18 protein-coding genes are annotated in these 26195 nt (G+C 56.6%); 6 read left to right on the forward strand and 12 right to left on the reverse strand.

What is annotated here, in order from left to right:
- The first annotated feature begins 127 nt into the window (after nt 1-127).
- Nucleotides 128-1945: an RNA-binding domain-containing protein gene (locus Q1Q75_RS06575; protein WP_300668496.1), complete on the forward strand. Its 1818-nt coding sequence runs from the start codon at nt 128-130 to the stop codon at nt 1943-1945.
- Between the two features lie 325 nt (nt 1946-2270).
- The gene (locus tag Q1Q75_RS06580) at nt 2271-3347 is read left to right on the forward strand and encodes an alkene reductase (protein WP_300668497.1); all 1077 of its coding nucleotides are present in this window, start codon (nt 2271-2273) and stop codon (nt 3345-3347) included.
- A gap of 322 nt (nt 3348-3669) precedes the next feature.
- On the opposite strand, the gene Q1Q75_RS06585 is transcribed toward Q1Q75_RS06580, so the two are convergent.
- The 6 genes from Q1Q75_RS06585 to Q1Q75_RS06610 all read right to left on the reverse strand — a co-directional run bounded on the left by Q1Q75_RS06585 (nt 3670) and on the right by Q1Q75_RS06610 (nt 12306).
- The gene (locus Q1Q75_RS06585; protein ID WP_300668498.1) at nt 3670-4431 is read right to left on the reverse strand and encodes a hypothetical protein; all 762 of its coding nucleotides are present in this window, start codon (nt 4429-4431) and stop codon (nt 3670-3672) included.
- Between the two features lie 488 nt (nt 4432-4919).
- On the reverse strand, nt 4920-5627 hold the full coding sequence (locus tag Q1Q75_RS06590; protein WP_300668499.1) for a DUF2491 family protein: 708 nt from the start codon (nt 5625-5627) through the stop codon (nt 4920-4922).
- Nucleotides 5628-5679: 52 nt separating this feature from the next.
- Nucleotides 5680-7386 (reverse strand): TAXI family TRAP transporter solute-binding subunit, encoded by a 1707-nt coding sequence (locus tag Q1Q75_RS06595; RefSeq protein WP_300668501.1) that lies wholly within the window; start codon nt 7384-7386, stop codon nt 5680-5682.
- 282 nt (nt 7387-7668) lie between these two features.
- Nucleotides 7669-8535, reverse strand: a complete 867-nt coding sequence (locus Q1Q75_RS06600) for a hypothetical protein (protein ID WP_300668502.1) — start codon at nt 8533-8535, stop codon at nt 7669-7671.
- Between the two features lie 512 nt (nt 8536-9047).
- The gene (locus Q1Q75_RS06605) at nt 9048-11564 is read right to left on the reverse strand and encodes an MMPL family transporter (protein ID WP_300668503.1); all 2517 of its coding nucleotides are present in this window, start codon (nt 11562-11564) and stop codon (nt 9048-9050) included.
- Nucleotides 11565-11718: 154 nt separating this feature from the next.
- Nucleotides 11719-12306, reverse strand: coding sequence for a phospholipid-binding protein MlaC (locus tag Q1Q75_RS06610; RefSeq protein ID WP_300668504.1), 588 nt, complete (start codon nt 12304-12306; stop codon nt 11719-11721).
- 388 nt (nt 12307-12694) lie between these two features.
- Here Q1Q75_RS06610 and Q1Q75_RS06615 point away from each other — a divergent pair, with 388 nt between their 5' ends.
- The 3 genes from Q1Q75_RS06615 (at nt 12695) to Q1Q75_RS06625 (ending at nt 16564) form a co-directional block, all read left to right on the forward strand.
- Nucleotides 12695-13666: a nitronate monooxygenase family protein gene (locus tag Q1Q75_RS06615; protein ID WP_300668506.1), complete on the forward strand. Its 972-nt coding sequence runs from the start codon at nt 12695-12697 to the stop codon at nt 13664-13666.
- A gap of 187 nt (nt 13667-13853) precedes the next feature.
- Nucleotides 13854-15632 (forward strand): sodium:proton antiporter, encoded by a 1779-nt coding sequence (locus tag Q1Q75_RS06620; RefSeq protein ID WP_300668508.1) that lies wholly within the window; start codon nt 13854-13856, stop codon nt 15630-15632.
- 62 nt (nt 15633-15694) lie between these two features.
- Entirely contained in the window at nt 15695-16564 is an 870-nt protein-coding gene (locus Q1Q75_RS06625; protein ID WP_300668509.1) for a DegV family protein, read from the forward strand.
- Nucleotides 16565-16589: 25 nt separating this feature from the next.
- On the opposite strand, the gene Q1Q75_RS06630 is transcribed toward Q1Q75_RS06625, so the two are convergent.
- The 4 genes from Q1Q75_RS06630 to Q1Q75_RS06645 all read right to left on the reverse strand — a co-directional run bounded on the left by Q1Q75_RS06630 (nt 16590) and on the right by Q1Q75_RS06645 (nt 21908).
- Nucleotides 16590-17093 carry a thioredoxin family protein gene (locus Q1Q75_RS06630; RefSeq protein ID WP_300668510.1) on the reverse strand — a complete coding sequence of 168 codons (504 nt, stop codon included), beginning with the start codon at nt 17091-17093 and terminating at the stop codon, nt 16590-16592.
- Between the two features lie 84 nt (nt 17094-17177).
- Nucleotides 17178-19250, reverse strand: coding sequence for a TRAP transporter permease (locus Q1Q75_RS06635; RefSeq protein ID WP_300668511.1), 2073 nt, complete (start codon nt 19248-19250; stop codon nt 17178-17180).
- 140 nt (nt 19251-19390) lie between these two features.
- On the reverse strand, nt 19391-20380 hold the full coding sequence (locus Q1Q75_RS06640; protein WP_300668513.1) for a TAXI family TRAP transporter solute-binding subunit: 990 nt from the start codon (nt 20378-20380) through the stop codon (nt 19391-19393).
- A gap of 304 nt (nt 20381-20684) precedes the next feature.
- Complete coding sequence (locus tag Q1Q75_RS06645) at nt 20685-21908, reverse strand: LL-diaminopimelate aminotransferase (protein ID WP_300668514.1); 1224 nt, start codon at nt 21906-21908, stop codon at nt 20685-20687.
- A gap of 634 nt (nt 21909-22542) precedes the next feature.
- On the opposite strand from Q1Q75_RS06645, the gene Q1Q75_RS06650 reads away from it, so the two are divergent.
- On the forward strand, nt 22543-23262 hold the full coding sequence (locus tag Q1Q75_RS06650) for a 4'-phosphopantetheinyl transferase superfamily protein (protein ID WP_300668515.1): 720 nt from the start codon (nt 22543-22545) through the stop codon (nt 23260-23262).
- Nucleotides 23263-23503: 241 nt separating this feature from the next.
- Here the strand turns inward: Q1Q75_RS06650 and ispH are convergent, their stop codons facing one another.
- Nucleotides 23504-25237: a 4-hydroxy-3-methylbut-2-enyl diphosphate reductase gene (gene ispH, locus Q1Q75_RS06655; protein ID WP_300668517.1), complete on the reverse strand. Its 1734-nt coding sequence runs from the start codon at nt 25235-25237 to the stop codon at nt 23504-23506.
- Complete coding sequence (locus Q1Q75_RS06660) at nt 25238-26134, reverse strand: ParB/RepB/Spo0J family partition protein (protein ID WP_300668519.1); 897 nt, start codon at nt 26132-26134, stop codon at nt 25238-25240.
- Between the last annotated feature and the right edge of the window lie 61 nt (nt 26135-26195).

Raw genomic sequence — 26195 nt, forward strand, 5'->3', positions numbered from 1 at the left:
TCACAGCCACACTCGACACAATCGAGTCACATCACGATTTTGTCGAAAAGAATGCTGATTATGTATCAACGCTGATGCGACCCATGCAGACCATATCGTATAATCTATTTCTTCCGAGGCCCTAAGCATGACAAAAGATGAGCTGATCGATCGCCTGAATGGTTACGAGTGGAAAGATTTTGAGTGTAAAAAGGCACAAAAAAGTGTTTCCAAAGATGCTTACTCCACGGTAACTGCCTTTGCCAACACCGAAGGAGGGTGGCTGATTTTTGGGGTGGTGGAAAAAGGGACATCTTTTGAGGTGGTGGGAGTCAAAGAGGTCGATCAGGTGCAGAATGATTTTTTGAGCACCCTAAGAAGCCGGGAAAAGATCAACCGTGAGATTTCCGTGGAAGCCGAGCAGTTAAATATAGATGATAAGGTCGTGCTCGCCTTTTACATCCCCGAAGCATCACGCTACGACAAACCTGTGTATCTCAAGGGCAATCCAAAAGAGAGCTATATCCGGAGAGGTGCCGGGGATGAAAAATGCACCCAAAGTGAGCTGGAACGGTTTCTGCGGGATGCAAACCAGGAGTGCTACGACGGCCAATTGCTCCAAGATATTCCTGTGGATCGATTTTATGATCAGGAAACGGTCTCGTGGTTTCAAAGCGAACTGGTCAGGAGAGATCCCGCAAAACGAGAAACAAAGGACCTTCTGAATTTTCTGATGCGCTGGAATTTTGTAAAGGAAAAAAGCCATTCCCATTACCCTACCCGGGCAGGTGTTCTTCTTTTCGGCACGCCTCGATATATCAACCAGATCCTTTCTCGCCCCATTTTAGAATACAAGCTGGTCAATTCGCCTTTTGATGACGCCTTTTATCATGAAGGCGAAAGATGGGCAGACCGCCATCTCTACGAAGAGAACCTTTTTGAAACATGGCGCGGGCTCGTGGCCCGATACATGCGCATGGCGGAAAGGCCCTTTGCACTGGAACCTTCCACCTTAAAACGTGTTGAAGACCCGCCGGATTACATTGCCTTTCGTGAAGCCACCATCAATCTATTGGTACACCAGGATTACGGAGATCATCGAAGAACAGCATCTATTCAATTCTTTACAGACGTCAACCGCTTCTGGAACCCAGGCGATGCCTCTGCAAGCCGTGAAGAACTTTTAAAAGCATCATATACCGAAATACGAAATCCCGACATCATCTCCGCATTCCGCCGCATCGGCTTAAGCGAGCAAGCAGGCTCAGGTATTACCGCCATCTACAAGAACTGGAACGACCTGGACCGTGTGCCCCCACTGATTCAAAATGACAAAGCAGGAAAATCCTTTCTGCTCACCCTAAACAAAAAGCCCTTGATCAGTGAGAAGATGCGGCATTTTCAGCAGGAACTCGGCGTCCAGCTGACCAAAGAGCAAGCCGATGTTCTGGCCCTTGCCATTGAAACGCCAACCATCGGACTTACAGATATCCGCGTTATCATAAGACGCCCCTATTCAGAAGTGAAAAAAATTGTAGAATATCTTGTTTGTCAGCAACTGCTCAATAAAACAGGGGATGCTATCTTTGGGTTGGCGGATGCCATCCGACAACGATACGACAAGAGCGTCTTGCCTGACGATACCACCGCGCCAGGTCCACTTGGGGCACAAGTCGGGACTAAGTCGGGACCAAGTCGGGACCAAGTTGGCACCAAGTTGGCACCAAGTCGGCACCAAGTCGACATACTGACTGCATGTACAACAGAACAGGCGATTCCAGATTTGCTGACCCTTGTAGGGCGGTCTGATAGAACAAAATTTCGAAGAGAGTTATTAAATCCCCTCCTCGAAGAGGGGCTCATCGAAATGACCATTCCAGACAAGCCCAAAAGCAGCAAACAGCGTTACCGCATCACTAAAAAAGGCCAAAGCGTACTAGTCGCATTGACCCTTGGTGAGAAATAAGCATTACGCACGAGACCGTGTGAACGATATAAAGGAATCTGTTGATGGCCAAGCAAAGGAATTTGTATTTAGAACAGGAGTGTCTCAAATAGATAGAGACAAGTCAGCGGGACCTGTCTTCATTTTTCAATGGGCGCCTGATATGAAATGGTATATGATACCAGATGTTTTAAGCCTCTTCGATGCCTGATGTCCCCTTCGTTTTTTTCGCACCTTTCCTCTCTGGCCCGGTTCTTGAATGCATTATCCCTGACTGGCATCACACAGAAGAACCCTTCTTCGCGAGTACGCCCTGTTTGAAACCCGAACTATAGGAGTCCAGGCCATGTCTCAAGATATCCTCTTTTCCCCTTTTCATATCGGTTCGTTGACCCTTCCCAATCGTATGGTGATGGCCCCTCTGACGCGAAATCGCGCGGGGGACGGCAACACGCCCCATGCCTTGAACGTTGAGTATTATGCCCAGCGGGCCACGGCAGGTCTTATGATCAGTGAAGCAACACAAATCTCGCCCCAGGGCGTGGGGTATCCGGGCACACCGGGGATTCATTCGCCAGAGCAGATGGCCGGGTGGGAACGGGTGACGGCAGCCGTGCATAAAAAAGGCGGGCGGATTTTTCTTCAGCTCTGGCATGTGGGGCGGGTGTCTCACCCGTCACTTCAGCCCGATGGAGGGAAACCCGTGGCCCCGTCAGCCCTTGCTCCCCAGGGGGAGACCTTTACCGCAGATGGCATGGCCCCCTTTGAGACGCCCCGGACCCTGGACGCCGAAGAGATGCCCTTTATTGCGGCTCAGTATGCTCAAGGGGCGGAAAATGCCATGGCGGCCGGTTTTGATGGGGTGGAGATCCATGCGGCCAATGGCTACCTCATTGACCAGTTTTTAAGGGATGGGACCAACCAGCGTACGGATCTCTACGGCGGCAGCCCGGAGAATCGGCGGCGGTTTTTAAAAGAGGTGGTGGAGGCTGTCCTGGAGGTTGTGGACGCCGGAAAAGTGGGGGTGCGTCTCTCCCCGGAAAACACCTTTAACGACATCTGCGACAGCGAGCCCCAGGCCACCTTTGACGCCGTGGCCGAGATGTTGAACTCTTACCATCTTGCCTACCTTCATGTGGTGGAGGGGGATTTTGTCTCCGGAGAGAAAACCCTCGATTACCCCCGGATAAAAGACCTTTTTGGGGGGCCTTATATGGCCAACGCCGGGTACACGAAGGAGCTCGCGGAAAAAAGTTTGCAGGCGGGAACCGCCGACCTTATCTCCTTCGGGTCCCTGTATATCGCCAACCCCGATCTGGTGGTGCGCTTTGCAGAGAACGCCCCCTTGACCGAACCGGATGAGGCCACCTACTACGGGGGCGGCGCAAAAGGCTACACGGATTATCCTTTTTTACCTCGTTAAGGGGTTGAGCCCCGGGTCTCTCTATACCAGGCTTGATCGTCTTGAAAAAACAAAATGACCCCGCTTTATCCCGTTGATACGGGGAGAGCGGGGTCGTTTCTTTTTGAGCTTTTTCAGGGCCGCGTTTTAAACGATGGCCCAGGCCGGTCTTTCGATGTCTGACGTCTATCTGTGACACCTCGCCAGCGGAATACCCATAGCGTATGCGCTTGTGGTGAATCTCGCAAACCCTCAAACGTCGCGCGAATGCGGACGCATGACAACTCGAAGTAACGACATCCGAATCGCATTCGCAAACCCGCTTTCAAGGTGGCACACCTTGTTATTTTTTCAACGCCGCCAGGCGGTTGGCGATGGATTCGGTGGCCTGGGGCTGGCCGCTGGCTTCTTTCATGGCTGAGGCGATAAGCTCGCTCTCTTTTTCGGCCTTGCCGGGGGCGAGGAGCCTGGCTTTCATCTGGGCGGCCTCGGCTTTGGCGTTTGCGGCGTCGGCGTTTTTCTGCATGGCGGAGAGGGCACTTCCCAGCTGATTGGATTCGTCACGGAGCCCTGCGAGCTTGGCGGCCCGTTCGGCCGACTCCGAGGCACGTTCTTCACGAACTTTGGCCCGCTTCATCTCCTGAACCGCCTTTTCGAGGCTCTTTTTGGCGGTTTTCAGCTTCTCGGCGGAGAGGGTGGCCACGGCTTCGAGCTCTTCCATAAAGGCCTTGGCTTCCACGGCTTCCTGGGCTTCGATCTCCATTTCAGGCTGCATCTCTTCTAACAGCTGCACCAGCTCGGTGAGAGCTTTTTCGGTTTCAGCGCTCTCCGGTGCCTCGGCAAGACGCCCCTGAAGGATTTCCGCGGCCTTGAGGCGCTGGTTATAAAGGGCTTTTATGGCATCGGCCTCCGCCTGCTCTTTCTTGTAAACCTGGCGGGCTTCCCCCACCTCCTGAACCAATGTGTTGAGCCTTTTTTCCATCTGCTCAAGCTCCGCCTTCGAGGCCGTTTCCGGGTCCCAGGAGGCCAGGATCTGGACAATGCTCTGCCCAACGTTTTCGCTCTTTTTCTTGCCAAAAGATGAAACAAAACTGAAAAAACCCATGGAATGACTCCTTATCTGTCATGGTTGCTGAAAAAAATAAACATGCCTCCGGCGGCAGGGTGGCGAAGCCACTGTACCAAAAACCACCTTGAAAGCGGGTTTGCGAATGCGAGTCGGGTGTCGTTATCCGCAGCCCCTCGCGTCCGCATTCGCGTGGAGGGTGAGGGGCTGCATTTTACGTCGTAAGCGCGTAAGTTGTGGTGATCCGGTCTCTTTCCTGTCGGTTGGTTTTCTTTGGAATATTTCCGGTGAAAGCCAAGGTCAAAATTAGTCTCAGGCGGTGTCGGTTTGCATAGATGGATCCCCGGTGATCAGGTCGAACCTCGGTTTTCATATATCTGGCAGCCGTGAAATACGGCATAATCAGCTGCTGCTGAAATGTCACGGGCGAAGCCCGTCAGCGAATGCGATCATCCCGAGGAACGAGGGATGGGAGCATTCGCAACCCGCTTTCGAGGTGGCTCACCTCGCCGCCGGAGGCATGTGTTCTAATATTTTACGGTGATGGACTCGGGGATCACATCAATGCCGGAGGAGAGCTCGATGAGGGCGGCTCCATCTGTGTGTTCTTCCCGGGAGATGAGGATGAACTCGGCCATCTCGCTCTCTTCATCGATCCAGCGTCCGTAGAGCATGGAGGCGTGGGTGACGGTGGCGGTGTTTTCGCCGAAGCGGTCCAGGTAGAGGGTCTCGGTGATTTCAGAAGGGGCGATGCGGCCTTCGCCGTCACCCCAGACCCGCTCGTAGGGGCGGCCCTCTTTGTCTTCAAAGGCGGGCAGGCCGATGTAGCCGTCGGCTTCACCGATCCAGAAGTCCCATTCATCGGCGGACTCGGGGTATACTTCATCCAGGGCGGCGAAGAGACGGCACTCCTCGATGCCTTCGCCCACCACCACCTGAAGCACCGATTTCTGGTCGGGGTCGTCGGAGGACTCCAGGTAGAATCGATGCACAAGGGCCTCTCCCAGTTCCATGCGGCCGTAGGCAAACACCAGGGACTCGGCACCCGGCTTGGGCTGGGTGATCGCCTCCCCATGAATTAAAAACGGCGTCTGATCCAGCACCAGAGAGCTGCCCAAGTGAATCTGGAGGGGCAGTGAGGTGTCGATGGCCTCCCGTTTCCCCTGGGTCAAGGTCTCCTTGACGTCTTTCATCTTTTTTCCGGTCACGGCTTTCAATATGTTTAAGAATCCCACGCATCTCTCCTTTATTTAAAAAAAAGCGACCCACCGAAGGCAGGTTTTGGGGTTAACGGGTCAACCCGTTGGTCCGATTTCGGATGATGGGTTTACTCTCCATGATGGCGTAGGAGAGGGCATCCAGGGCTTCGGAGCCGTATTTCCTGGCCCAGTCGGTGCGGACCACGAGGACGGCAGAGACGGCGATGCTTTCCACGTCACTGCCCAGGAGAAATCCTTTCTGGAGGCCGGGGTAGGTGCGCGCCGGGATGGTGACGAACTGGTAGATGCGGTTTCCGCGGGTGTCTCGGGCGTCGTTAAAGTCCCAGTCGTTGACCTCGACGAGGCGGATTTTTTTGGTTCTTTTGGCTTCGTCTTCCGCTTTGTTCAGGAGGCTTGAGTTGAGGCCGGAGACGAACATCATGACGGCGTTGGGGTCTTCCATGACCCGCGTGAGGGCGCTCTCATAGCTCGCGTGGCGGGTTTTGATCTTTCGGTAGCTTTCGTCCTGGAGGCAGAGGCCTTCCCAGGTCATGGCGGTGCCGGAGCCTTCAGGCCCGATGAAGAGGATGTGGGTGCCGCCGGGCTTGATGTCCTGGACGCTCTGGATACCCGATTCCCGGTTGGCGATCATCTGGGTCACCTCGGGGTAGAGGGCCACCTGTTCTGAGGCGGTCAAGGGCGTGTTGGGGTAGGTGCGCCGGTAGACCTGAAAGGCATCAGATTGCACGATGGCGGCGTCTACCTTGTGGTTGGCCAGGAGGCGCAGGTTTTCCATGGACCCTGCCGTGGTGCGGATACGGATATCCACAGACGGGGTCGCCTGTTTTATCAGGTTGCCGAAATAGGTGTAGTTTCCGCCGGAAGAGGCCGTGGCCAGGGTAAATTCGGGTTTGGAGGCTTTTTTGTCGGCCATGGCCGTGGCGGCGAGGGCCACTTCCGGGGGCATGCCTTCGGGGAGGTAGTCGGCCTGGACCGGGGTCCCTTCAAGGGTGGCCACCTTGGCATCGAGTTCGGTGAGTTTGGCTTTTAAGGAGGTGTCGTCTTCGGCCAGGCGGTTGGCTTCCTGTCGCCACTCTTGGTAGCCGGGGTCATTGGCGTGGTGGTAGCCCATGGCGTACGAGTTTCGGCTTCCCAGGTTGTCTAAGACCATCCACCAGACCATGGCGTCCCACATGCCGAAACGGGGCCGGCTGCGGTAGGCGTAGCCTGGGGCTGTCCACCCGCGTCCCCTGTAGTAGCTGTCCCGGCGCTGGTAGTGGGTCTGGTAGTTAAAATCGCCCTGTTTTTTGGCTTTCGAATAGATGGGATTCGAGTTGTAGGAGCGTTTTTCTGAGGTCGTATTGGGTTGCTTGAACTTGCCGGTCTCTTTCTGATGGGCGGCGTAGGAGGACGCGGCCTTTTTTTTCTTCAGGGCCGTGGCGTTTTTTTTGTCAAAGGAGGAGGCCCCGGAGAAGGATTTTCCCGTTTTTGAGCCGGGTTTGCTGTAGCCCTTGGAGGTGGCGTTCTTCGGGTTGCCGGTGGCGGTACCTGTGGCCTTTTTATCCGTTCCCGGTTTGGCGTAGCCGGAGGATTTTTTCGTTTTTCCGAAGAGCCCCCCGCCGTTTCGCTGGCCCCACACATTTTTGCTGGGGCTTGTTTTTTTACTCCAGCTTTTGGAGCTTCGTTTAAAAGAAGAACGTCGGGATCTTCTGGCATCGGCATCGCTTGCGGAAAAGGAGACCACAAGCACGAGAAGCAGGAGAATGGTGAATCGGGAGAGAAATCTGGGTGTCATCTTAAAATTCATAGAAGCCCTTATGGTGCCCTCAAGTGTGTGAAACATGTTTTTTCGCGTGCCGGGTTCCAAAGGCCGCAGGACGGCCTTCGGATCTCGCCGAAAGATCAAACTTATGTATAGTTTGGGGGGTTGTCAACGCCGGATGGGTTTTGGGAGAGGACCCTCCACCGGAGAGAAACCGGTGAAAAAAAGCCCCCGGCGGCAAGGGCGGGGGGGCAAGGTATTGAAACGTCATGTAAATCGATCCAGGATGATCGCTTTATGCCCCGGAGAGGCCTGCTATCGCCAGTGGATGGCGTCAAGGACTCGGGTGATGGGGCCTCGGCCACCCAGGAGGTCATAGAATTCGGGCCAGATCCAGGCCTGGATCTGGTCGTTGGTGAGGACTGGGCGGGTGCGGGCTTCTTCCCGATTGATGGGTTTTAGAGCCTGCATGAGCAGGACGTATTGCTGGGCCTCTTTGCCGGCATTGACGAGAAGGGCCTGGTGCTCCGGGCTGAATCGCCGCCATGAGGCCCCACCGATGACAAAGGGGTTCATGCAGTAATAGTGATAGAGGGGCAGGCCCCTGTCACGGGAAGCGATCCGTGATTCAACGGAGGGGTCCGGTCCCGCGTCCCATTCTGCAAAGGCGGCGGAGACAACGAGATCCCGGATTTGTTCAGGGTTTTGTGGGAGGGGGCCGGGAGCGTAGACGGTGCGGACGCCGGAATAGGACCATCCCAGGATGCGGAAATCGGCTTTTTTGAGGCACCGGTCGTTCCAATAGCGACCGATGCTGCCGGTGGTGGCTTTGACGGCTTCTTCATGGGATTCCACGAGGCCGGGAAGGGCCAGGGTGCCGAGCTCTTCTACCGCCGAGACAGCGTTGCCTGTCGAGACGGTGACCGCGGCGAGGTTCCCTTCCCGAAGGTGATCCAGCAGCTCAAGATCGTTGCCAAAGGCGCCGTCGGCAAAGAGTGAGACATGGATTTCATCATGGGACAGGGTCTCGACGATGGTTTTGAATCGGCGGGCAAAGAGCCCCTGGTCAGATGCCAGGGAGGGACTCATACCGATGCGGAGGATCTGTTTTGCCGAGGCGTGGGTTGCCGGACAGGCCAGGGTGAAAAAGATGATGATTGCCATGGAAATTTGTTTCAGCATAGGGACACCTCATGTGGCATGAGTCGGGATACCCGGCGTGGAAAATTATATAGGATCGTCTGGTGTTAGAGTCGCGCCTGCGCGGTCATCTTTTCAAGACATCCGTTTGTCGATTATGATAAGCGAGTGGTCGTTTTTTTGATAAGAATTTTTTTTGATTATTATAAGAAAAATTGAACGACGTGTTTGAGTACCAGAAAGAACTCGGCTTGAAAAGGAGGCTTTTTTGGATCGGAGGCCTTGAAATACAGGGTTTTTCGATGGGTCAGTAGGGAAGGTGGCTAAAATGAAATGTTACTTTAGGGGGTTAAGCGGGGCGGAGAAGGAGGGGGTTGAAAGCAATATTACATAAAATATATTCTAAAAAACGTTGTTCAGATTTCGGGCTATTTTATCATGAGGGAAAGGGACCTCTCCGGCCCCTTTCCCACGCAGCAAGATCTCCCCTGGGCAGTGGCCTGCCCAGGGACGATTTATTTTTTTTTGTTTCGGCATTGCCGGGGCCGTAAGGTTTAGGCTTTGCCCGGCCCGAAGGGCCTCAATACGAGGATCAACTTAGGCAGGAGCGTCAGGGAAGAGATCAGGGCAATGGCCATGGCGAGGCCGGTGAGCAGCCCGAAGAGAATGCTCGGGATGAAGTTGGAGAGGATCAAAATGGAGAACCCGGTGATGATGGTGATGGAGGTAAAGTACATGGCGTGGCCGATGGAGCCGTGGCAGCGGTGCAGGGTGGCCATGTAGTCTCCGTCTCTTTTCAATTCGTCGCGGAAACGGTGGATGTAGTGGATGGTGTCATCCACGGCAATGCCCACGCTGATGGCGGCGATGGTGATGGTCATCATATCCAGGGGGATCCCGATCCACCCCATGAGTCCCAGCACCATGCCGATGGACAGGATGTTGGGGAGCAGGGCGATCAGGGCAATGACGGGGGAGCGAAAGAGGATCAGAAACATGCAGGCCAGCGCGATCAGCACAATGCCCAGGGTCAGGATCTGAGAAGAGAAGAGGCTCTGGAGCATGTTGTTGTAAAGCACCAGCATGCCATTGAGTTTCAGGTTTTCGGGTTTCAGCCCCACCTCTTCCAGGAGTCCTTTTTTCACTTTTTTCAGGAAGTCGTCGCGCCGGAGATCGGGGGCGGAGTCTTTGATACGGATGGAGAAGTGGGCTTCATTGTGTTCGACGGAGACGTAGGGTTTCAGGAGAAGCTCACGGTACTGATCGGGGATTTCACTGTAGAGAAGGGCCAGGGCAAAGTTATCCAGGGGCTTGCCGTCGTTGAGTTTTTCGGCGATCCGGGTCATGGAGGCCAGGGAGAGGACCTTGCCGGTTTCAGGCAGAGTCTCCAGATAGGCGTGGGTTTTTTCGACCAGGGCCACTTTGTCTTCGGTGAACCAGTATTTATCCCCGGTTTCGATTTCGTCAAACTCTTCGAAATCCGAGAAGTCATCGCTCTCTTCTCCTGGGGCCATCTCGTCGCCGAGAGCCGTCAGGGGCGCCACGGGGACCGGGTCAAAGGTGATGACCACGTCCAGGGGCGTGGTGCCGCCCAGGTGGTCATCGATGAGCTTCATGCCCTGGTAGATCTCGGTGGATTTTTTGAAGTAGTCGATGAAGCTGTTTTCCACCTGGAGCCGCATCATGCCTGTGAGGCAGAAGAGAACAGCCAGAACCGAGGCGACGAGGATCCCTTTTCCGTGTTTTTCGGTGAAGCTGCCGAGGAGCTCAGGCAGGGGGAACCGGAGGGTCAGGCGTTTGGGTGCCGGGCCTTTGGGGATCAGCACCAGCAGGGCGGGCAGCAGGACAAAGGTGACGCACAGGGAGACCACGATGCCTGCGCTCATCATCCACCCAAAGGTGATAACAGGCAGAATCCCGCTGTAGAGGAGGGACCCGAAGCCGGCGATGGTGGTCAGGGAGGCAAAGAGGCAGGGGGTGGCCATAAGGGCTGTGGTCCTCGCCGTCAGGTCCAGCTGGCTCCAGTCCGGGTTTGCTTTGTGAAGCTCCCGGTGGCGCACGATGAGGTGAATGGCGATGGCCATGGTGATGATGAGCTGCAGGGAGATGAAGTTCGACGAGATGACCGTTACCTCCCATCCCATGAATCCCAGGATGCCCGACATGTGGATCACCGAGATAAAGCAGCAGAGCATGGGCAGGATGATCCAGCGGACCTGGCCAAAGATGAGGCCCAGGGTGACGACGAGAAAAAGGGCCATGCCGCCGCCAAAGAGGCGGATGTCATTTTTGATGAAGGTGATGAGGTCGTCGGCGATCATGGTGACCCCGCCGAGGAAGAGGTCTGCCTTGTCCCGGTGGGTGTCCATGATGGCACGCACGACGCCGATGTCATGATGTCTTTCGCTTCGGGCCTCTTCCCGGTATTGCCAGAAGGTGGTCTCGGCTTTTTTCAACGCGGTTTTTTCTTCCGAGGTGAGGGCACGCTCACGGGAGAGATTTTTGAGGGTGTCCCTTTTGCCCAGCAGCTCCATGTATTTGTGATCGTATTTCAGGTTGATGATCACCGAAGTGAGGGTGCCTTCCGGGCTGACGAGGAGGTCCTTGTAGACGGGGTGGTGCAGGACCTCTTCTCTGGCCATGACCTGATCAGTTTCCGGGGAGAGAAGGGTTCGGACGCCTGCGGTGAGCTCTTTGACGGGTCGGGGCGGGCTCTCCAGAAGGGGCACATCCAGGAGGGTGAGGACCGATTCCACCAGGCCCACCCCTTGAAGCTCTTTTTTAAGGGCCGTGATGTCGTCGTACACCGGCTGGGAGAAGAGGTCCCCTTTGGGTTTGTAGGCGATGATCAGGTAGTCCTGCTGGCCGAAGCGCTCGCTGAGCTGGCGGAAGTAGTTTAAGTCTTCGTCGTCGTCCAGGACCAGAGTCTCGGCCGAGGCATCCAGCCGGAAGTCTTTCATCTCGTAGGCGAAAAAGAGCGTCAGGGCCGTCAGGAACAGCAGGGTGATGACGGGGCGCTTTAAAATGGTGCGGCGGTAAATCCGTTCGATGAGGTGGTTGAATCGCTCCATGGAGATCAGGCCTTTTCAGGATGTGAATGAGGGCGTTGAGCCTCCGGTCGCCGTTTTTTTACACGGGCCGGGAACATGTCGAGTTGTGGTGTACCGGATCAGGGGAGAGGAGACACGCTGCCTGGCCCGCAGGTTGCAGGCTGCGTGGGGTGTCTTACACCTTGATATGGCTGAGTTTACTGATCAGCTCGTCAAAGCCTCCTTCGGCGAGGACTTGATTGAACTGGCTTTGGTAGGTTTTGACCAGGCTGACCCCCTGGAGTTCGATGTCGTAGATTTTCCAGCCCTGTTTGGACTTATAGAATTTATAGCTCATGGCGTATCGGGTCTCTTTGGAGATGAGCTCCGTGGGGATGATCGCTTTTTTGGGCTTGGTCTGCTGGACGGGCAGGATTTTGATCTCCTCGTTGGTGTAGAGGGAGAGTTTTTCCGAATAAGAGCTCTTCATCACATCGGTAAAAGTCGTGATGAAGGTGTGCCTCTGTTTTTTGGTGAGGCCGGACCAGTTTTTTTTGCCCAGGGTGAGTTTGCCCATCAGGGAAAAATCAAAAATCGGAGAGATGTTCTCCACGATCAGGGCCTTTTTTTTATCGATCTGGATGTCGGTTCGCTGCAGGGTAGAGAAGACAAAATCCAGTTTTCCTTTGAGCAGGGATTCCACGGAGTCTGTCCCTTCGGCGCCGACGGTCTGTACCAGCAGCAGGAAAAGGGCCAGGGTGGTCATCACTGTTTTTTTAATCATGGGGTCCTCCGTGACGTGGTGCAGTTTTTTTGTGCAGGGGGTCACCGCGTCGGTGTGTGCCGGAACAGGGTTTCGGCAAGCGTGGTTAAGTAGTCGTATTCAATAGATTAGTTGACGTTTTCTCTTGTGTCAAGCAAACTGGGTTTGCCGGGGTCGCGTTTGGATACGTCGATGGACAGGTTCCATAGGATCCGTCGGAATGATCGATCGACACGGTCGGGCAGTTCCCAATGAGGGCTTTTAAAAAAAATCTTTATCTCAGGTGTTGAATGCATGTTGGCATAAAGTGGTCACCATGTCAGTGTCCGGGGTCACTCCGGGTACCGATTGACATCGGACCTTACTATGGACGCCTTAGAAAGGAAACTATGTTTAAAAGGAGAGCGCTGTGAAAACACCGATTACGGAACTGTTGGGAATCGAGCATCCCGTCATTGAAGGGGGGATGCAGTGGGTCGGCAGGGCGGGCTTGGCGGCGGCTGTTTCAGAGGCCGGTGGCCTGGGGATCATCACCGCTCTCACCCACCCGACGCCGGAGGCATTTGGGGAGGAGATTGCCGCCGTCAGGCGTCTCACCGAGAAGCCTTTTGGTGTGAACCTGACGTTGTTGCCGACGTTGAAGCCCGTCCCCTACGAGGCCTATGTTCGGGTGATGCTCGATGCGGGGATCACCATCGTGGAAACGGCCGGTCGCAGCCCGGAACCCTTTATGCCAGCGTTTCTTGCGGCCGGGATCCACGTGATCCACAAGTGTACCTCGGTGCGTCACGCCTTGAAAGCAGAAAAGTTGGGGTGCGCGGCGGTGAGCGTGGACGGGTTTGAGTGTGCCGGCCATCCCGGTGAAGACGATATCCCGGCCCTGGTGCTCCTGCCCCTGGCCAGTGATGTCCTCTCCATTCCCATCATCGCCTCAGGCGGGTACGGGGATGGCAGAGGTCTGGCCGCCGCCCTGGCCCTGGGAGCCGATGCCATCAATATGGGGACTCGGTTTCTGGCCACCCGTGAGGCGGAGATCCATGACAACGTGAAGCAGGCCCTGGTGGCCGCCGATGAACGTCAGACCTCCCTGATCCTGCGGACCTTTCACAACACCGCCCGGATTTATAAAAACAGGGTGGCCGAGGAGGTGGTGGCCCTGGAGAAGAGGGGGGATGTGACCATTGAAGAGCTGGCCCCCCTGGTGAGCGGGATGCGTGGGGCCGAGGTGTATAAAACCGGGGACCTTGACGCTGGGGTCTGGACAGCGGGGATGGTGGCCGGCCTGATTCATGACATTCCCACCGTACAGGAGCTGGTGCACCGTATCGTGGCTGAGGCCGAGGCCCTGATCCGAGAGCGGCTTTGCGGGGTTTTGATATAGATTGTGATGGATTAGCTGTTCATCCTGTGATAATTTTGTTTATTGTCATTTACAGATATATCATTCTTGTCCTTAGAGCTAGTTGGGCGCAACGCCCGATGTCAGGGGAGAGGGGCCCGGTCTCCTTGTAATCCTGCCGCGAATCCATCTTATCATGATCGCGCACAGAGTCTTTTCAGGGGTGTTCATGACGCACGACGCACTTCAAACTATTTCTTTGTCGATCGCCTTGGGAGTTTCTTCGTACATTATCTCAAGGGCTTATAAGATTCCCGCCATTGTTTTTTATCTGATGTCCGGGTTTGTCTTCGGGCCGGCCGGTTTCAACCTGATTCGAACGGAAGAGGCCATCGGCGGGGGCATTGCCCCCATGGTCGAGATCGCCGTGGCCATTATTCTGTTTGAAGGGGGGCTCTCTCTCTCGATTCAGAGTTTTCGCATGGAAAAAAAGGCCATCCGGCGGCTCCTTTTTATCACCATCCCCATTACAGGCGTGGCGGCGGCCCTCCTCAGCCACTTTTTGACCGGACTTCCCTGGCTGTTTGCTATCTTTTTCGGTGCGTTGATTGTGGTGACCGGTCCCACGGTGATCGGCTCCATTTTAAAAAGTGTGGCCCTGACTCCGCGGCTGGAGACACTTTTGAACTGGGAATCCCTTTGGGGGGATGTGATCGGCGTTATGGTGAGCGCGCTGGCCCTGGAGCTGATTCTGATCTCCAAGGGGGGGGTGATCACCGCCGGTGTGTTTTCTCATCTTCTGTTGGGAACCTTTGCCGGGTTCCTTGTGGGTCTTGCCGGCGGTGTGTTGCTGAAATACATCGTGGCCTGGATAGAGAAAATGAAGGACCCGGCCCTTTCGGGGATCGCCTCCTTTGGTGGGGCTGTGGCCCTGTTTTTCATCTCTGGGAGGATTGTGGAATCGTCGGGGCCTCTGGCGGTGGTTGTCGCCGGGATGTATCTCTCGTTGAAGTGCGGGGACGCCGTGGTGGGCATTCGTCATTTTAAGGAGCAGATTGCCAGTCTTTTTATCAGCACCCTGTTTGTGCTCCTTTCGGCCTTCGTGAATCCCATGGAGCTTCTGCATCTGTGGCCCACCATGCTGGCCGTGGCCTTTATTCTGGGGGCTGTTGTGCGTCCCCTGGCTGTTCATCTGGCGCTGATCGGATCGGCGGTGACCTTTCGGGAGCGGTGGTATATCGGGGTTATTGGCCCCCGGGGGATTGTCGCGGTGGCCACGGCCGCCTATGCGGCCTTTCTGGTGCCTGGATTTCCCCATGAGATGAAGGTGATTCTCAACCAGACCCTGGCCATTATTTTTTTCTCTGGTGTGGTGTCCACTGTTTTATGCCGGCCCCTGGCTTCGTTGCTGAAGGTGCGGGTCCCCCAGGCTCAGACCGGGATTCTGCTGGTGGGCTCCAATTTGATGAGCCGGGAATTTGCCCGGCTTTTATCCCAGCATGTGCCGGTGGCCTTTTTGGAGACCCGGAAAGAGGCCTGCACCCTGGCCACGGATCAGGGGTATCAGACCGTGTGCGCCGATATGCTGAGCGCCGAGGTGTACGAGGAGGCCTCCCGGGAAGGCTACAGCCGCCTGGTGGCCCTGACACGAAATAATGCCTTGAATGAACTGGTGGCCTTGCGAGCCGCTTCGCATATGGCTCCGGGGCGGGTCTATCGCGCGGTGGCCCGCCGTGCTGAGGAGACCCTGCTGACCGGCAGGGACAATGTGGCTCATATTGCCTTTTCCGAAGGGTTTTTTATCACGGAAGCGGTGAGACGGATGGAGAAGGGGCTGGCCTTTCTGGTGGAAAAGGATGCCGGGGAGTTGGGGGTGGGGGATATCCCCCTGGCGCGTATTAACGATGAGGGCAAGAGTGTGATGATTTTGCGTCCGGGGATTGAGCCCACCGGGTTGTTGATCTGTTACAGTCGAAAAAAGAGGCGGACGGTCGAGGGCGCTTCCTGAGAAGGGCGACGGTCCTGAAACGGCCTTTCGAATGGACTCAAAAAAATTGATTCAGGAGACCCATGGGACAGAGAATAGCCATTGTGACGGATTCCACCGCTGATTTTCCCAAGGGGGTGGCAGAGACGCTGGGCATTCGGTTTATGCCGGTTCATGTCGTTATCGATGGGGTGGATTATCGAGATGGGGTGAACATGACGGCCCGCCAGCTGGTGGATCGCATGACGCAGGGGGCGGTGGTCTCTACCCGTGCGGCGGCTCCGGCCGAGTATGCCGATCTCTTTGAGTCGCTTCTGGGGCGTTATGACCGGGTCCTCTCTTTTCAGGTCTCTTCGCAGTTCTCGGACAGCTATGAAAGCGCCGGCAATGCCCTGTCACTTCTCTCCCCGGAGGATGCCACGCGGGTGGATATCTTCGACACGGGGTCTGTGAGCATCGGGCAGGCGATCTATACCATTATGGCCGCGCGGTATCTCAAGACCTACGGGCGCATTGAGGGCATGAAAGAGACCTTGGATGCGGCCATGGCCGAGAGCGTGAACACTATCACCGTGGACGACCTCGTCTGGCTTCGCAAAAGCGGGGCGCTGGGATCCTTGCCAGCCCTGTTCGGGGGGCTGTTTGATATCAAGCCCATCATCGCGTTGAAGAATGGTCGCATGACACGGGTCAGTCGGGTCCGAGGCATGACCCGGGCCCTGGATGAGATGGCTGTCTGTGCCGGGCAATTGAAGGAGACCGATCTGGGGGGCTGGGAGGTTTGGGTCTGCCATTGCGATGCCGAAGCGAACGCCTTTTATTTGAGGAACAAGTTGGCGGAGGTCCTGGGCAAGGAGATGGACTCCATTCCCGTGGTGGCGGCAGGGGCGTCCATCGCCGCCAGGTTCGGACCCGGCAGTTGCAGCTGGGGTATGATCCCCTTGAAACGATGACGCCCCGCCTCCGGGGAGTATAGGGTCAGGACGCCTTTTCCAGCAGGGTTTTCAGCTCCTGTTGTGTGGGGACCCGGCCGGCGAGCTTCAGCTGGTCATTGATCACCAGCCCCGGATACGCAAAACATCCATACGCCGCGATCTCCCCGGGGTCCCGAAGGTGGTCGCATTCAGCGGTGATTCCTGTCTCACTGAGAATCTGACGGACGTCTGATTCCAGTGTCTCACATCGGGCGCAGCCCGTCCCCAAAATCAGCACCGACAAGGGGCCTGTCCCCGTCTCTTCCGTCTCTCCCGGTAATTCCCGTCCTGTAAAATTCAGGTAGGCTTTGAAAAAGGCGTGGCGGTATCGCTCCGACACCCCCGGGGCGATGAAGTTGCGTTTTTTCAGGCGGGTGAAAAGGGCTTCGGTGATTTCAGTATCCGAGGCCTCTCCATGGCTTTTGGCCACCTCGGCGAGGTGGTACGTGAGGCCGATGATTCCGATGGCGTTTGTGCCTACCCTGAGGCGTGTGATGGTTTCGGGCATGGGGTCTCCTTGTTTCAGACGTGTCGATGCAGAATAAGGAGATACCTTATCGGATTGTGGGCGGGAAGTCTTCTTTCATCCCCTTTATTCCGGGCGAGGATGCGTGGCGGTTGAAAGACGCTGTTTCTGGGAAAGCGCCAGGAGTCCCAGGAGCGCAAGCCCGATGAGGTAGGTCCAGTACCTCTGGTCCTGGGGCATGCCGAGCCAGCGGGCGATCTGATCGGGTCGCATGAGGATGAAGGTGATGGCCAGGAAGAGGGGGATTTCCCAGGCCTTGTTCCGGGTCAGGAACCACCCCTGGGTAGCTGAGGCAAAGGCAAAGTTGCCCAGGCAGGCCATGACGAAGATGAGAATCCCCTGGGACCAGCGGGTGACGTTGTGGAGAATCAAGTCACTGTTGAAGATGAACATGAAGGGGAGGATGGCGGTTCGAATATCATACATAAAGCCCTGAATGCCTGTCTGAATGGGGGGTGATTTGGCGATGGCGGCGGCAGCATAGGCGGCAAGGCCCACCGGGGGCGTGTCATCGGCCAGGATCCCGAAGTAGAAACAGAAGAGATGGGCGGCCATGGGAAGGACGAGGAAGTTCTGGGCATGGGCGATGGTGACGATGGCCGGGGCGGTGAGGGAGGCCATGACGATGTAGGTGGCGGTGGTGGGCAGCCCCATGCCGATGAGGAGGCTTGCCAGGGCAGTGATAACGAGCATCAGGTGGATGTTGCCCATGGAGATGGTGTCGATCACCTGGGTGATGAGACCGCCCAAACCCAGGGCCACGACCCCGACGATGATGCCGGCCGCTGCGGTGGCCAGGGCCACGGCGACCATGTTTCGTCCGCCCATGGCCAGAGCCGAGATGATGTTCTTAACCCCTGCCAAGAGGGAGGGCACTACGGGCTCTCGGTTGCGGAAGGCCTTGATCGGCTCTTGCACCAGCATGATCAGGGCCATGATCCAGATGGCGTTGAAGGCGGCCAGCTCAGGGGAGTGGCGCATCACCACCAGCTCGTAGATGAGAAAGCTTAAAGGGATCAGATAGTGAATGCCACTGATGAAGGTGGCGAAGATGGGCGGAAGTTCTTTTCTCGGGATGCCCTGAAGGCCGAGTTTGGAGGCTTCGATGTGGGAGATGTAAAAGAGGGCGGCATAGGAGGCGAAGGCCGGAATGGCGGCCGCTTTGACCACCTCCACGTAGGGTACGTTGACGTATTCGGCGATGATAAAGGCCGCCGCGCCCATGATGGGGGGGGCGAGCTGACCGTCGGTGCTGGCCGCCACCTCGATGGCGGCGGCCTTGGTGGCGGGGTAGCCCACTTTCTTCATCATGGGTATGGTGAAGGTGCCGGTGGTGACGATGTTGGCGATGCTGGATCCGGAGACCATGCCGGTGAGGCCGGACCCCAGGATGGCCGCTTTGGCAGGGCCTCCCTTGAATCCCCCGAGGAGACTTAAAGCCAGGCGAATAAAGTAGTGCCCGCCGCCGGCTCTCTCCAGCATGGCGCCGAAGAGAACAAAGAGAAAGACGATCTTGGCTGAGACATCTAAGGGGATCCCGTAGATCCCTTCGGTGGACATGGTCATCTGCCCCATGTATCGGTTGAGGGAGGTCCCTTTATGGGCGATCAGGTCGGGCATGTGGGGGCCGAAGAAGGCGTAGGCCGTAAAGATCAGGGCGATGACGGGCAGGGCCGGTCCGATGACCCGACGCGCCGCCTCCAGCAGAAGCACCACCAGGGTCATCCCGGCCACGAGATCCATGGTGATGGGCTGTCCCACCCGCGCGCTGATGCTTTCGTAGTGAAGGATGAGGTAGAGGGCGGACCAGGAGGCCAGGCCGGCCAGGATCCAGTCGATGAGGGGGATTCTCTTCGTGGTGGCCAGGGCCTTGATGCCAAAGAGGCTTTTTTTAAAGGCGGGGTAGTTCAGGAAAACGATCAGAAGGGCAAAGGTGAGGTGAATGGCTCGCGTGTGGGTGGAATTCAAGGTGACCCATCGGGCGATGGCGAGCTGAAAGAGGCTCCACATCACGGCAATTCCCGGGATGACATAGGCGGCCCAGCCGTCGGGTTTTCGGTGGATTCCTGCCTCTTCTTCGGCGAGTTTATCAGCGATCTCAAAATCACTGTCGGTGTCGTTGATAAGATAGTTATCCATGAAAAAACCTCACGCCAGGCGTTATGAACCATTCCCACACAGGGTGTGCGGCAGTTCTTAATCGATGGGTTGCCAGAGAGAATCCGAAATGGGGGCGAGGCTCTGGCGCGTCGCCCCCCTGGATTCAGAGCCGGGACATCCTACATCAGGCCCGCTTCTTTGTAGTACTTCAGGGCACCGGGGTGGAGAGGGGCGGAGAGTCCTTCCAGCATGCTCTTTTTGGTGAGAACCTGATAGGCCGGATGGAGCTTTTTGAATGCTTCAAAATTTTCAAACACCTCTTTGGTGATGGCGTACACCACCTCATCGGAGACGGTGGCCGAGGTACAGAAGGTGGCTTTCACTCCGAAGGTGGGGGTGTCCTCTTCGTTGGCTGCGCCGGGGTAGAGGGCTGCGGGGATGTATGATTTGGCGTAGTAGGGAAATTTCTGGACCAGGCTGTCGGTCTCGGTGATGGCGACAAATCGGGTCTTGCGTCGACCGGAGGTGGCCTCTTTAAATGCGCCGCTGGGGTGTCCCACGGTGTAGAAGAAGGCATCGATCCGGTCATCCTGAAGCAGTCCGGGGGCTTCAGCGGCCTTGACCTGCTCGGGATCGATGTCGATTTCCCAGTTGATTCCCGCCGCTTCCAGAGCGTCGATGGCGTTTCCCCTCTGGCCGGAGCCGGGGTTGCCGATGTTGACATGCTTGCCCCTGAGATCCGAGATCGTCTTGATATCGGCATCGGTGGCAGCCAGGAGCGTCACGGATTCGGGGTGGATGGAGAAGACGGCGCGCAGGTTTTTCTGGGGGGAGCCTTCCCACTCCTTCTTGCCGTTGATGGCCTGATACTGCCGGTCGGATTGGACGATGCCGAATTCTAAGTCTCCGGCCATGATGGCGTTGACGTTGAAGACAGATCCAGCGGTGGATTCCACGGTGGCACGGATGCCATACTCCTCGCGTTTATTGTTAACGATTTTGGCGATGGCCCCGCCGGTGGGATAATAGACCCCGGTGATGCCACCGGTTCCGATGGTGACAAAGGTGGTTTTTTTCTTTTTGGCCGTGGCTTCATCATCGGCAGGTTGGCTGCATCCCACAGCGAGAGTGAGGAGCAGAACGGCACTGAGGAAAATCCATCTTTTCATATGATACTCCTTGCTTAAATTAATCTTTGGGGGCTTCACCTTATGTGAAGGATCCCGGATGCGTCTATCACCACGGGTCGTCCGGGCTGGGGGGGAGGGGCGGACAACCTTTGAAACAATAGAATGGATAATGAAACAGGTCGATAATGAAACAGGTGGTTAGAGCGGCGCAGGGGGGATGGGTTGAGAGGAGGCGCCGGCCTCAAGGTTAAGCCGTCTGAGATTTTTTAAAAAAACCTGAGAGATCGAGTTCTCAGGTGAGTTTCAGGAACCCCCGCGTCTCGGAAGGCGCGGGGGGACCGATTTATTTCAAGGCCTCTCGAATGCGCACCATGGCTTTTTCAACATTTTCCAGGCTGTTGAAGGCGCTGATGCGGATAAAGCCGTTGCCGCAGGATCCAAATCCGGCGCCAGGGGTGCAGACCACACCGGCTTTCTGGAGCAGGAGGTCGAAGAATTCCCAGGAGTCGCATTTCCCGTTGATCCAGATGTACGGGGAGTTGTCCCCCCCGACCAGCTCGTATCCCAGGGCAGAGATCTCTTTGCGAATGATGGCCGCGTTGTTCAGGTAGTAGTTCACCAGCTCCTTGACCTGGGTCTTGCCTTCCTCGGAGTAGACGGCGGCGGCGGCTTTCTGAACCGGGTAGGAGACGCCGTTGAACTTGGTGCAGTGTCGGCGGTTCCAGAGAGCGTGGACTGAGTGGGCCTTGCCGTCGGTGTCCCAGGCCATGAGCTCCCTGGGGACCACGGTAAAGGCGCAGCGGGTGCCGGTGAATCCGGCGGTCTTGGAGAAGCTGCGGAATTCGATGGCTACCTCTTTGGCCCCTTCGATTTCATAAATGGAACGGGGAAGGCTCTCATCGGTGATAAAGGCCTCGTAAGCCGCATCATAAAGGATGATGGCGCGGTTTTCTTTTGCGTAGTCCACCCAGGCTTTGAGGGCGGCCTTGGTGATGGTGGTGCCGGTGGGGTTGTTGGGGAAGCAGAGGTAGATGAGGTCTACGGGCTCTGTGGGCAGCGCGGGGATAAAGCCGTTTTCCGCCCGGCAGTCCAGATAAACCACCCCTTCATAGCGACCGTCCTGGCTTTGGCCGGTGCGACCGGCCATGACGTTGGTGTCCAGATAAACCGGATATACCGGGTCGGGGATGGCGATTCGGGCGTCCCCTGAAAAAATCTCCTGGATGTTGCCGGTATCGCATTTGGCGCCGTCGCTGATGAAAATTTCATCGGCGGCGATGTCGGCCCCCCGGCTCTGGAAATCGTTTTCGGCGATGACGTCCCGAAGGAAGGCATATCCCTGCTCGGGGCCGTATCCGTGAAATCCGGCCTCATCGGCCATGTCGTCGACGGCCTTGTGGAAGGCGTCAATGCAGGCGGGGGGAAGGGCGCGGGTGACGTCACCGATACCGAGCTTGATGACATCCATTTCAGGGTTCGCTTCCTGGAAGGCGGTGACGCGCTTGGCAATATCGGAAAAAAGATAGGATGCTTTGAGTTTGGTGAAGTTTTCGTTTATTTGAATCATGGTGTCGTCTCCCTGTCAAAATGTATTCCAGTCACAATGTGGGTCGTCTAAAGGAGACGTGCATTGTGTGGGTGTCGAAAACACTTGGCGTGGACGGCATGGGGATCTCCCCGGGAAACGGGGTGCATTTCCTTAAGGTGTTCGTGCCTGTTGACGGCTGTCGTTGTGGGCTTTGGGAATCACCTGGATGCCGAACTGCGAAATTATAGAATATTGTTCGTTGCGTGTCAAATGGTGGAAAATTGCTCAGGTAGGTAATTCATGACGTTAATCCACCTGTGGCGAGACCCTTTTGAATGATTGCTGAATTTTGGAATGGGAGGTAACATCTTATCTCTATGAGGAAAAAAGGCCGGGCAGGCGCGGGGGGCTGGCCATGTCGAGGGCCAAGGGGGCTCTCGTGGCGGGCAGAAACGAGGTCAATAGAGAGAAAAAAGGTTCCCTCACGGGGAATATCGGAAAACATGAAATACCGATTTCTGTTCGTTATTTTCCCCTTTTCCCAGAATCACCGGCCCCCGGGCCGGTGCTTTGACAGCCCCCATGAAACGTGACAGAATGCGCTGCCTGAATAAAGACCGTATGGCGGGTTGGCCGCTTGAATTTGGATTGGATACCTTAGGATACGTGTGACGTGAACCCTTCTCTTGAACAGATAGTGCGCCTCTCCCGGCTTCATGGCGGGATGGTGCTGGTGGATGTAAATATTGCTGCATTTATGCGCGCTTTTTTCCCGGGGGTTCCCGAGGGCCGGCGTGGCGTTCCCGGAGTCGATGTGATGGGCCTTCCTGGCCTGGATGTCCTGTTTGCCGTCGCAGAGAGAGCGCGGGCCTCCGAGTTTCGCGTGTTGAAAAAACAGGCGGAGTGGCTGTCCGGTCGGCTGGCGGTGAAGCAGGCCGCGGCAGAACTCCTCGCCGTGGATCCCCGGGGGGTGGTGGTGGATACCGAGCCTGAGGGGTCGCCCTTTCTTGCAGACCACAAAGCCTATCCCATCTCCATCAGTCATTCTGGGGATCACGCCGTGGCCGTGATGTCCACCCGAAAGGGGCGGCGCGTGGCTGTGGATGTCGAGCAGGTAGAGGCGGGGCGTATGCCCCATGTCTCCCGTGTGGCCTTTACCCCCCGTGAAATTTCTGAGCTTCACGGCGCCTCCGATACCGAATGGTACCGGCGGTGGACCTTGAAAGAGGCCTACCTCAAATACATTGCCAAGGGGTTTCACGAGAGCCTGAAAAAAGTGGAGATTCTGGATCGTGGTATTTGCCACAACAGTGAGGAGGTCGACGGGATTGCCTGGGACACCCCGGAATTTCATCCAGGGTACCAGCTCAGTGTGGTGTGGGAGGTGGCTTGAGGCAAACGTCTGCCCTATGCAGCAAAGTGCGTCACCTTGAAAGAGGGGTTGGGTGTCGGGAAATAAAACGGCCATAGGCCATAGGCCATAGGCGATGGGCAATAGGCAAAGAGCCAGGGTCATGAAATGACCTGGCTCTTTTGAATGGCCGAAACGATGATCAAGGCCCGTCGCGAGTTCCTGATGGAAGGTGGCTCCGGCCCCTGTATGGCTGCCGGAGGCATGGGGAATGTTGGGTGTCTTATCCTAGGAAGAGGCTCCAGAAGAGGGCGATGATGCCGGAGCAGACGAGGTGGCTCTCGACCAGAAATTCAAGCTGTACCCCGGCCAGAACGAAGCGTTTCTGGTAGGCGATGAGCAGAATGAACATCATCACGGGATTGACCCAGAGGACAAAGCCGAGCCCTGTAAAGATACCGAACGCGCTGAAAAGGGGCAGCATGACCGCCAGGGTGATCAGCAGGTTTTTGAGGAGGCGCACCGTCTTGTCATCCCCTAAAATAATGGGGAAGGTCTCCTGGCCGACGATGCGGTCTCCCTGCATGTCGAGGATGTCAAAAAAGACCGTGCGGGAAAAGACCATGCCGGCGGCCAGGGCCAGAGCGGGCAGGGTGGAGAGGGCAAATCCCTGGGAGCTTGTCAGGGCGGGGAGCAGGGCGGTGACCGTGGCCCAGGCCGCGGTGATGAGGATGGTTTTTGAGCCGGGGATATCGCGCAGGCAGCGGTATTTTCCCTGAAAAAAATACCGGGGGATGATGGGCGCGTTGTAGGAGAGCCCGGCCAGACTCATGATCAGCAGCACGAGAAAGGGAAAGAGCCCGAGGCTGTAGGCGAGCAAAAGGCCCACCCCTCCGCCTGTGAAGGCAAAGGCGGCCAGCGCCCACTTGTTGCGGTCGTAAAAATCGGCCCGCTCCGGGTCGTTGTAGCGGTCGGCGGAGATGGCGGTGAGGTGATTGAAAATGTGCATGGAGAGCACGTAGAGCATGGCCACCGCCGCCGGAACCAGCCAATTGTCAATCCCTTGAAGCATTGAGCAGGCATAGGAGAGGAAGGCGGCCCCCAGGGCCAGGTAGGCGTTGCTGCGCAACAGGGCCATTTTAAGGGCCGACACGGGAATACCGAAGAGTCTTTTTTCACTGGCGGTGCCGCTTTCAATGGCACGGTAGACTTTGTTGATGATCCAGTTCGGGGTGGAGGCTCCGGCGGTGATGGCCAGGGACTTCAGCCCTTTGAGTTGGTCGAAGTCCAACTCGTCGGAGTCTTCGATGTGAAAGGTGAGTTTGCCCGATTCCCGGGCCAACTCGGCCAGACGCTGGGTGTTGCCGCTGCTTTTACCGCCCACCACCACCACCGCATCCACTGTTTGGGCAATGGCCAGGATATCGGCCTGCCTTTTTTCCGTGGAGTCACAGATGGTGTCAAAGGTGAGATAGTGAGGGTGGGTTTCGGCGACCCATGTTTTGACCTCGGTGAAAAATTTGACGCTCTGGGTGGTCTGGGCAACGAGGATGGCATTCTCAAAGTCGGGGAGGGCTTTGGCCTCGCTCAGGGTCTCCACCACATGGCCCAGGCCGTAGGCGTAGCCATTGAGCCCGATGACTTCGGGGTGGTCCCGGTCACCGATGATGATGGCGTGGTGACCTTTTTTAGCGTAGCGGTGGATGATGCGCTGAACCTTGATGACGCGGGGGCAGGTGGAGTCGATGACCGCAAAGTTCGCCTCCTTCAGGGCCTCTTTGGCTTCGGGAGGCACCCCGTGGGCGCGAATGACCACCGTGCCTTTACCCTTTTCCGGGATGGTGGCGATGGCGGGAATGCCCTTTTCTTTGAGAAGATCCAGGACCTGGGGGTTGTGAATCAGGGGGCCGTAGGTGCAGATGGGGCCTTTCTGGTCGTTGGAGGCGTCCAGGACCGTGTCCACGGCCCGTCTCACACCCATGCAAAAACCGGCAGTTCGGGCGATAACAATCTTCATTTATGCAGGTTCCAGAAGGGTGAGCAGGCGATTTAAGTCCTCATCCCCAAAAAATTCAATTTCAAGTTTGCCCTTTTTACCCCGCTTGCTGATCTGAACTCGGCTGCCGAAGCGATGGCTCAGGCGTTCAGAAATGGTGTCGAGCTGAAGCTGGTAAGCAGAGGGCATCACAGGCTCTTTTTCAGGGTCTGAACTCTCGGCTTTAAGGCTTCGAACCAGGTCTTCCGTCTGTCGGACGGAGAGCTCTTTTTCCAAAACGGTACGGAACGCCTCCTTTTGGGTCAGAGGGTTGTCCGTTCCCAGCAGGGCCCGGGCGTGTCCCATGCTGAGGCGCCGGTCGCGAATGCAGGTTTTGATCTCGGGGGGAAGCTGCCTGAGGCGAAGGAAGTTGGCCACCGCCGGGCGGCTTTTTCCCACCTTGACGGCCATCTCTTCCTGGGTAAGCGAGAAAAGATCCATGAGGCGATGGTAGGCATCGGCCTCTTCAATGGGGTTTAAATTTTCACGCTGGATATTCTCCACGATGGCCAATTCGAGCAGCTCCGAATCGGAGACCTCGCGGATCACCACGGGGACGATCTCCAGCTCTGCCAGTTTGGCGGCCCGCAGGCGTCTCTCGCCCGCGACCAGCTCGAAGACGCCGGATTCTGTCGGGCGGACGACGAGGGGTTGAATGACTCCCTGTTCTCGAATGGAGGCGGCCAGCTCGGAGAGTTCGGCATCGGCAAAGGTGCGCCGGGGCTGATAGCGGTTGGGGGTGATGCGATGGATGTCGCACCGAAAGAATTCATGGGGCGCTTCCGGTGTGGCATCAAAGGAGAGGCTGCCGTCGGGAATCAACGCGGAAAGTCCCCGACCCAGGCCCTTTTTTTTTCGTGATTTGGCGGTTGTGGTCATGATTTTTGTGTCACCATTTTTTAGGTGAAAGTTAAGTCCTTCCGCCACGGATGCCCTGTTT

The sequence above is a fragment of the Desulfoluna sp. genome (assembly GCF_030145185.1).
Taxonomy (GTDB): Bacteria; Desulfobacterota; Desulfobacteria; order Desulfobacterales; family Desulfolunaceae; genus Desulfoluna.

Coding starts and splice junctions, on each gene's coding strand:
- Q1Q75_RS06575 (WP_300668496.1), top strand. CDS start 128: ATGACAAAAGATGAGCTGATCGATCGCCTGAATGGTTACGAGTGGAAA.
- Q1Q75_RS06580 (WP_300668497.1), top strand. CDS start 2,271: ATGTCTCAAGATATCCTCTTTTCCCCTTTTCATATCGGTTCGTTGACC.
- Q1Q75_RS06585 (WP_300668498.1), bottom strand. CDS start 4,431: ATGGGTTTTTTCAGTTTTGTTTCATCTTTTGGCAAGAAAAAGAGCGAA.
- Q1Q75_RS06595 (WP_300668501.1), bottom strand. CDS start 7,386: ATGACACCCAGATTTCTCTCCCGATTCACCATTCTCCTGCTTCTCGTG.
- Q1Q75_RS06600 (WP_300668502.1), bottom strand. CDS start 8,535: ATGCTGAAACAAATTTCCATGGCAATCATCATCTTTTTCACCCTGGCC.
- Q1Q75_RS06605 (WP_300668503.1), bottom strand. CDS start 11,564: ATGGAGCGATTCAACCACCTCATCGAACGGATTTACCGCCGCACCATT.
- Q1Q75_RS06610 (WP_300668504.1), bottom strand. CDS start 12,306: ATGATTAAAAAAACAGTGATGACCACCCTGGCCCTTTTCCTGCTGCTG.
- Q1Q75_RS06620 (WP_300668508.1), top strand. CDS start 13,854: ATGACGCACGACGCACTTCAAACTATTTCTTTGTCGATCGCCTTGGGA.
- Q1Q75_RS06625 (WP_300668509.1), top strand. CDS start 15,695: ATGGGACAGAGAATAGCCATTGTGACGGATTCCACCGCTGATTTTCCC.
- Q1Q75_RS06630 (WP_300668510.1), bottom strand. CDS start 17,093: ATGCCCGAAACCATCACACGCCTCAGGGTAGGCACAAACGCCATCGGA.
- Q1Q75_RS06635 (WP_300668511.1), bottom strand. CDS start 19,250: ATGGATAACTATCTTATCAACGACACCGACAGTGATTTTGAGATCGCT.
- Q1Q75_RS06640 (WP_300668513.1), bottom strand. CDS start 20,380: ATGAAAAGATGGATTTTCCTCAGTGCCGTTCTGCTCCTCACTCTCGCT.
- Q1Q75_RS06645 (WP_300668514.1), bottom strand. CDS start 21,908: ATGATTCAAATAAACGAAAACTTCACCAAACTCAAAGCATCCTATCTT.
- ispH (WP_300668517.1), bottom strand. CDS start 25,237: ATGAAGATTGTTATCGCCCGAACTGCCGGTTTTTGCATGGGTGTGAGA.
- Q1Q75_RS06660 (WP_300668519.1), bottom strand. CDS start 26,134: ATGACCACAACCGCCAAATCACGAAAAAAAAAGGGCCTGGGTCGGGGA.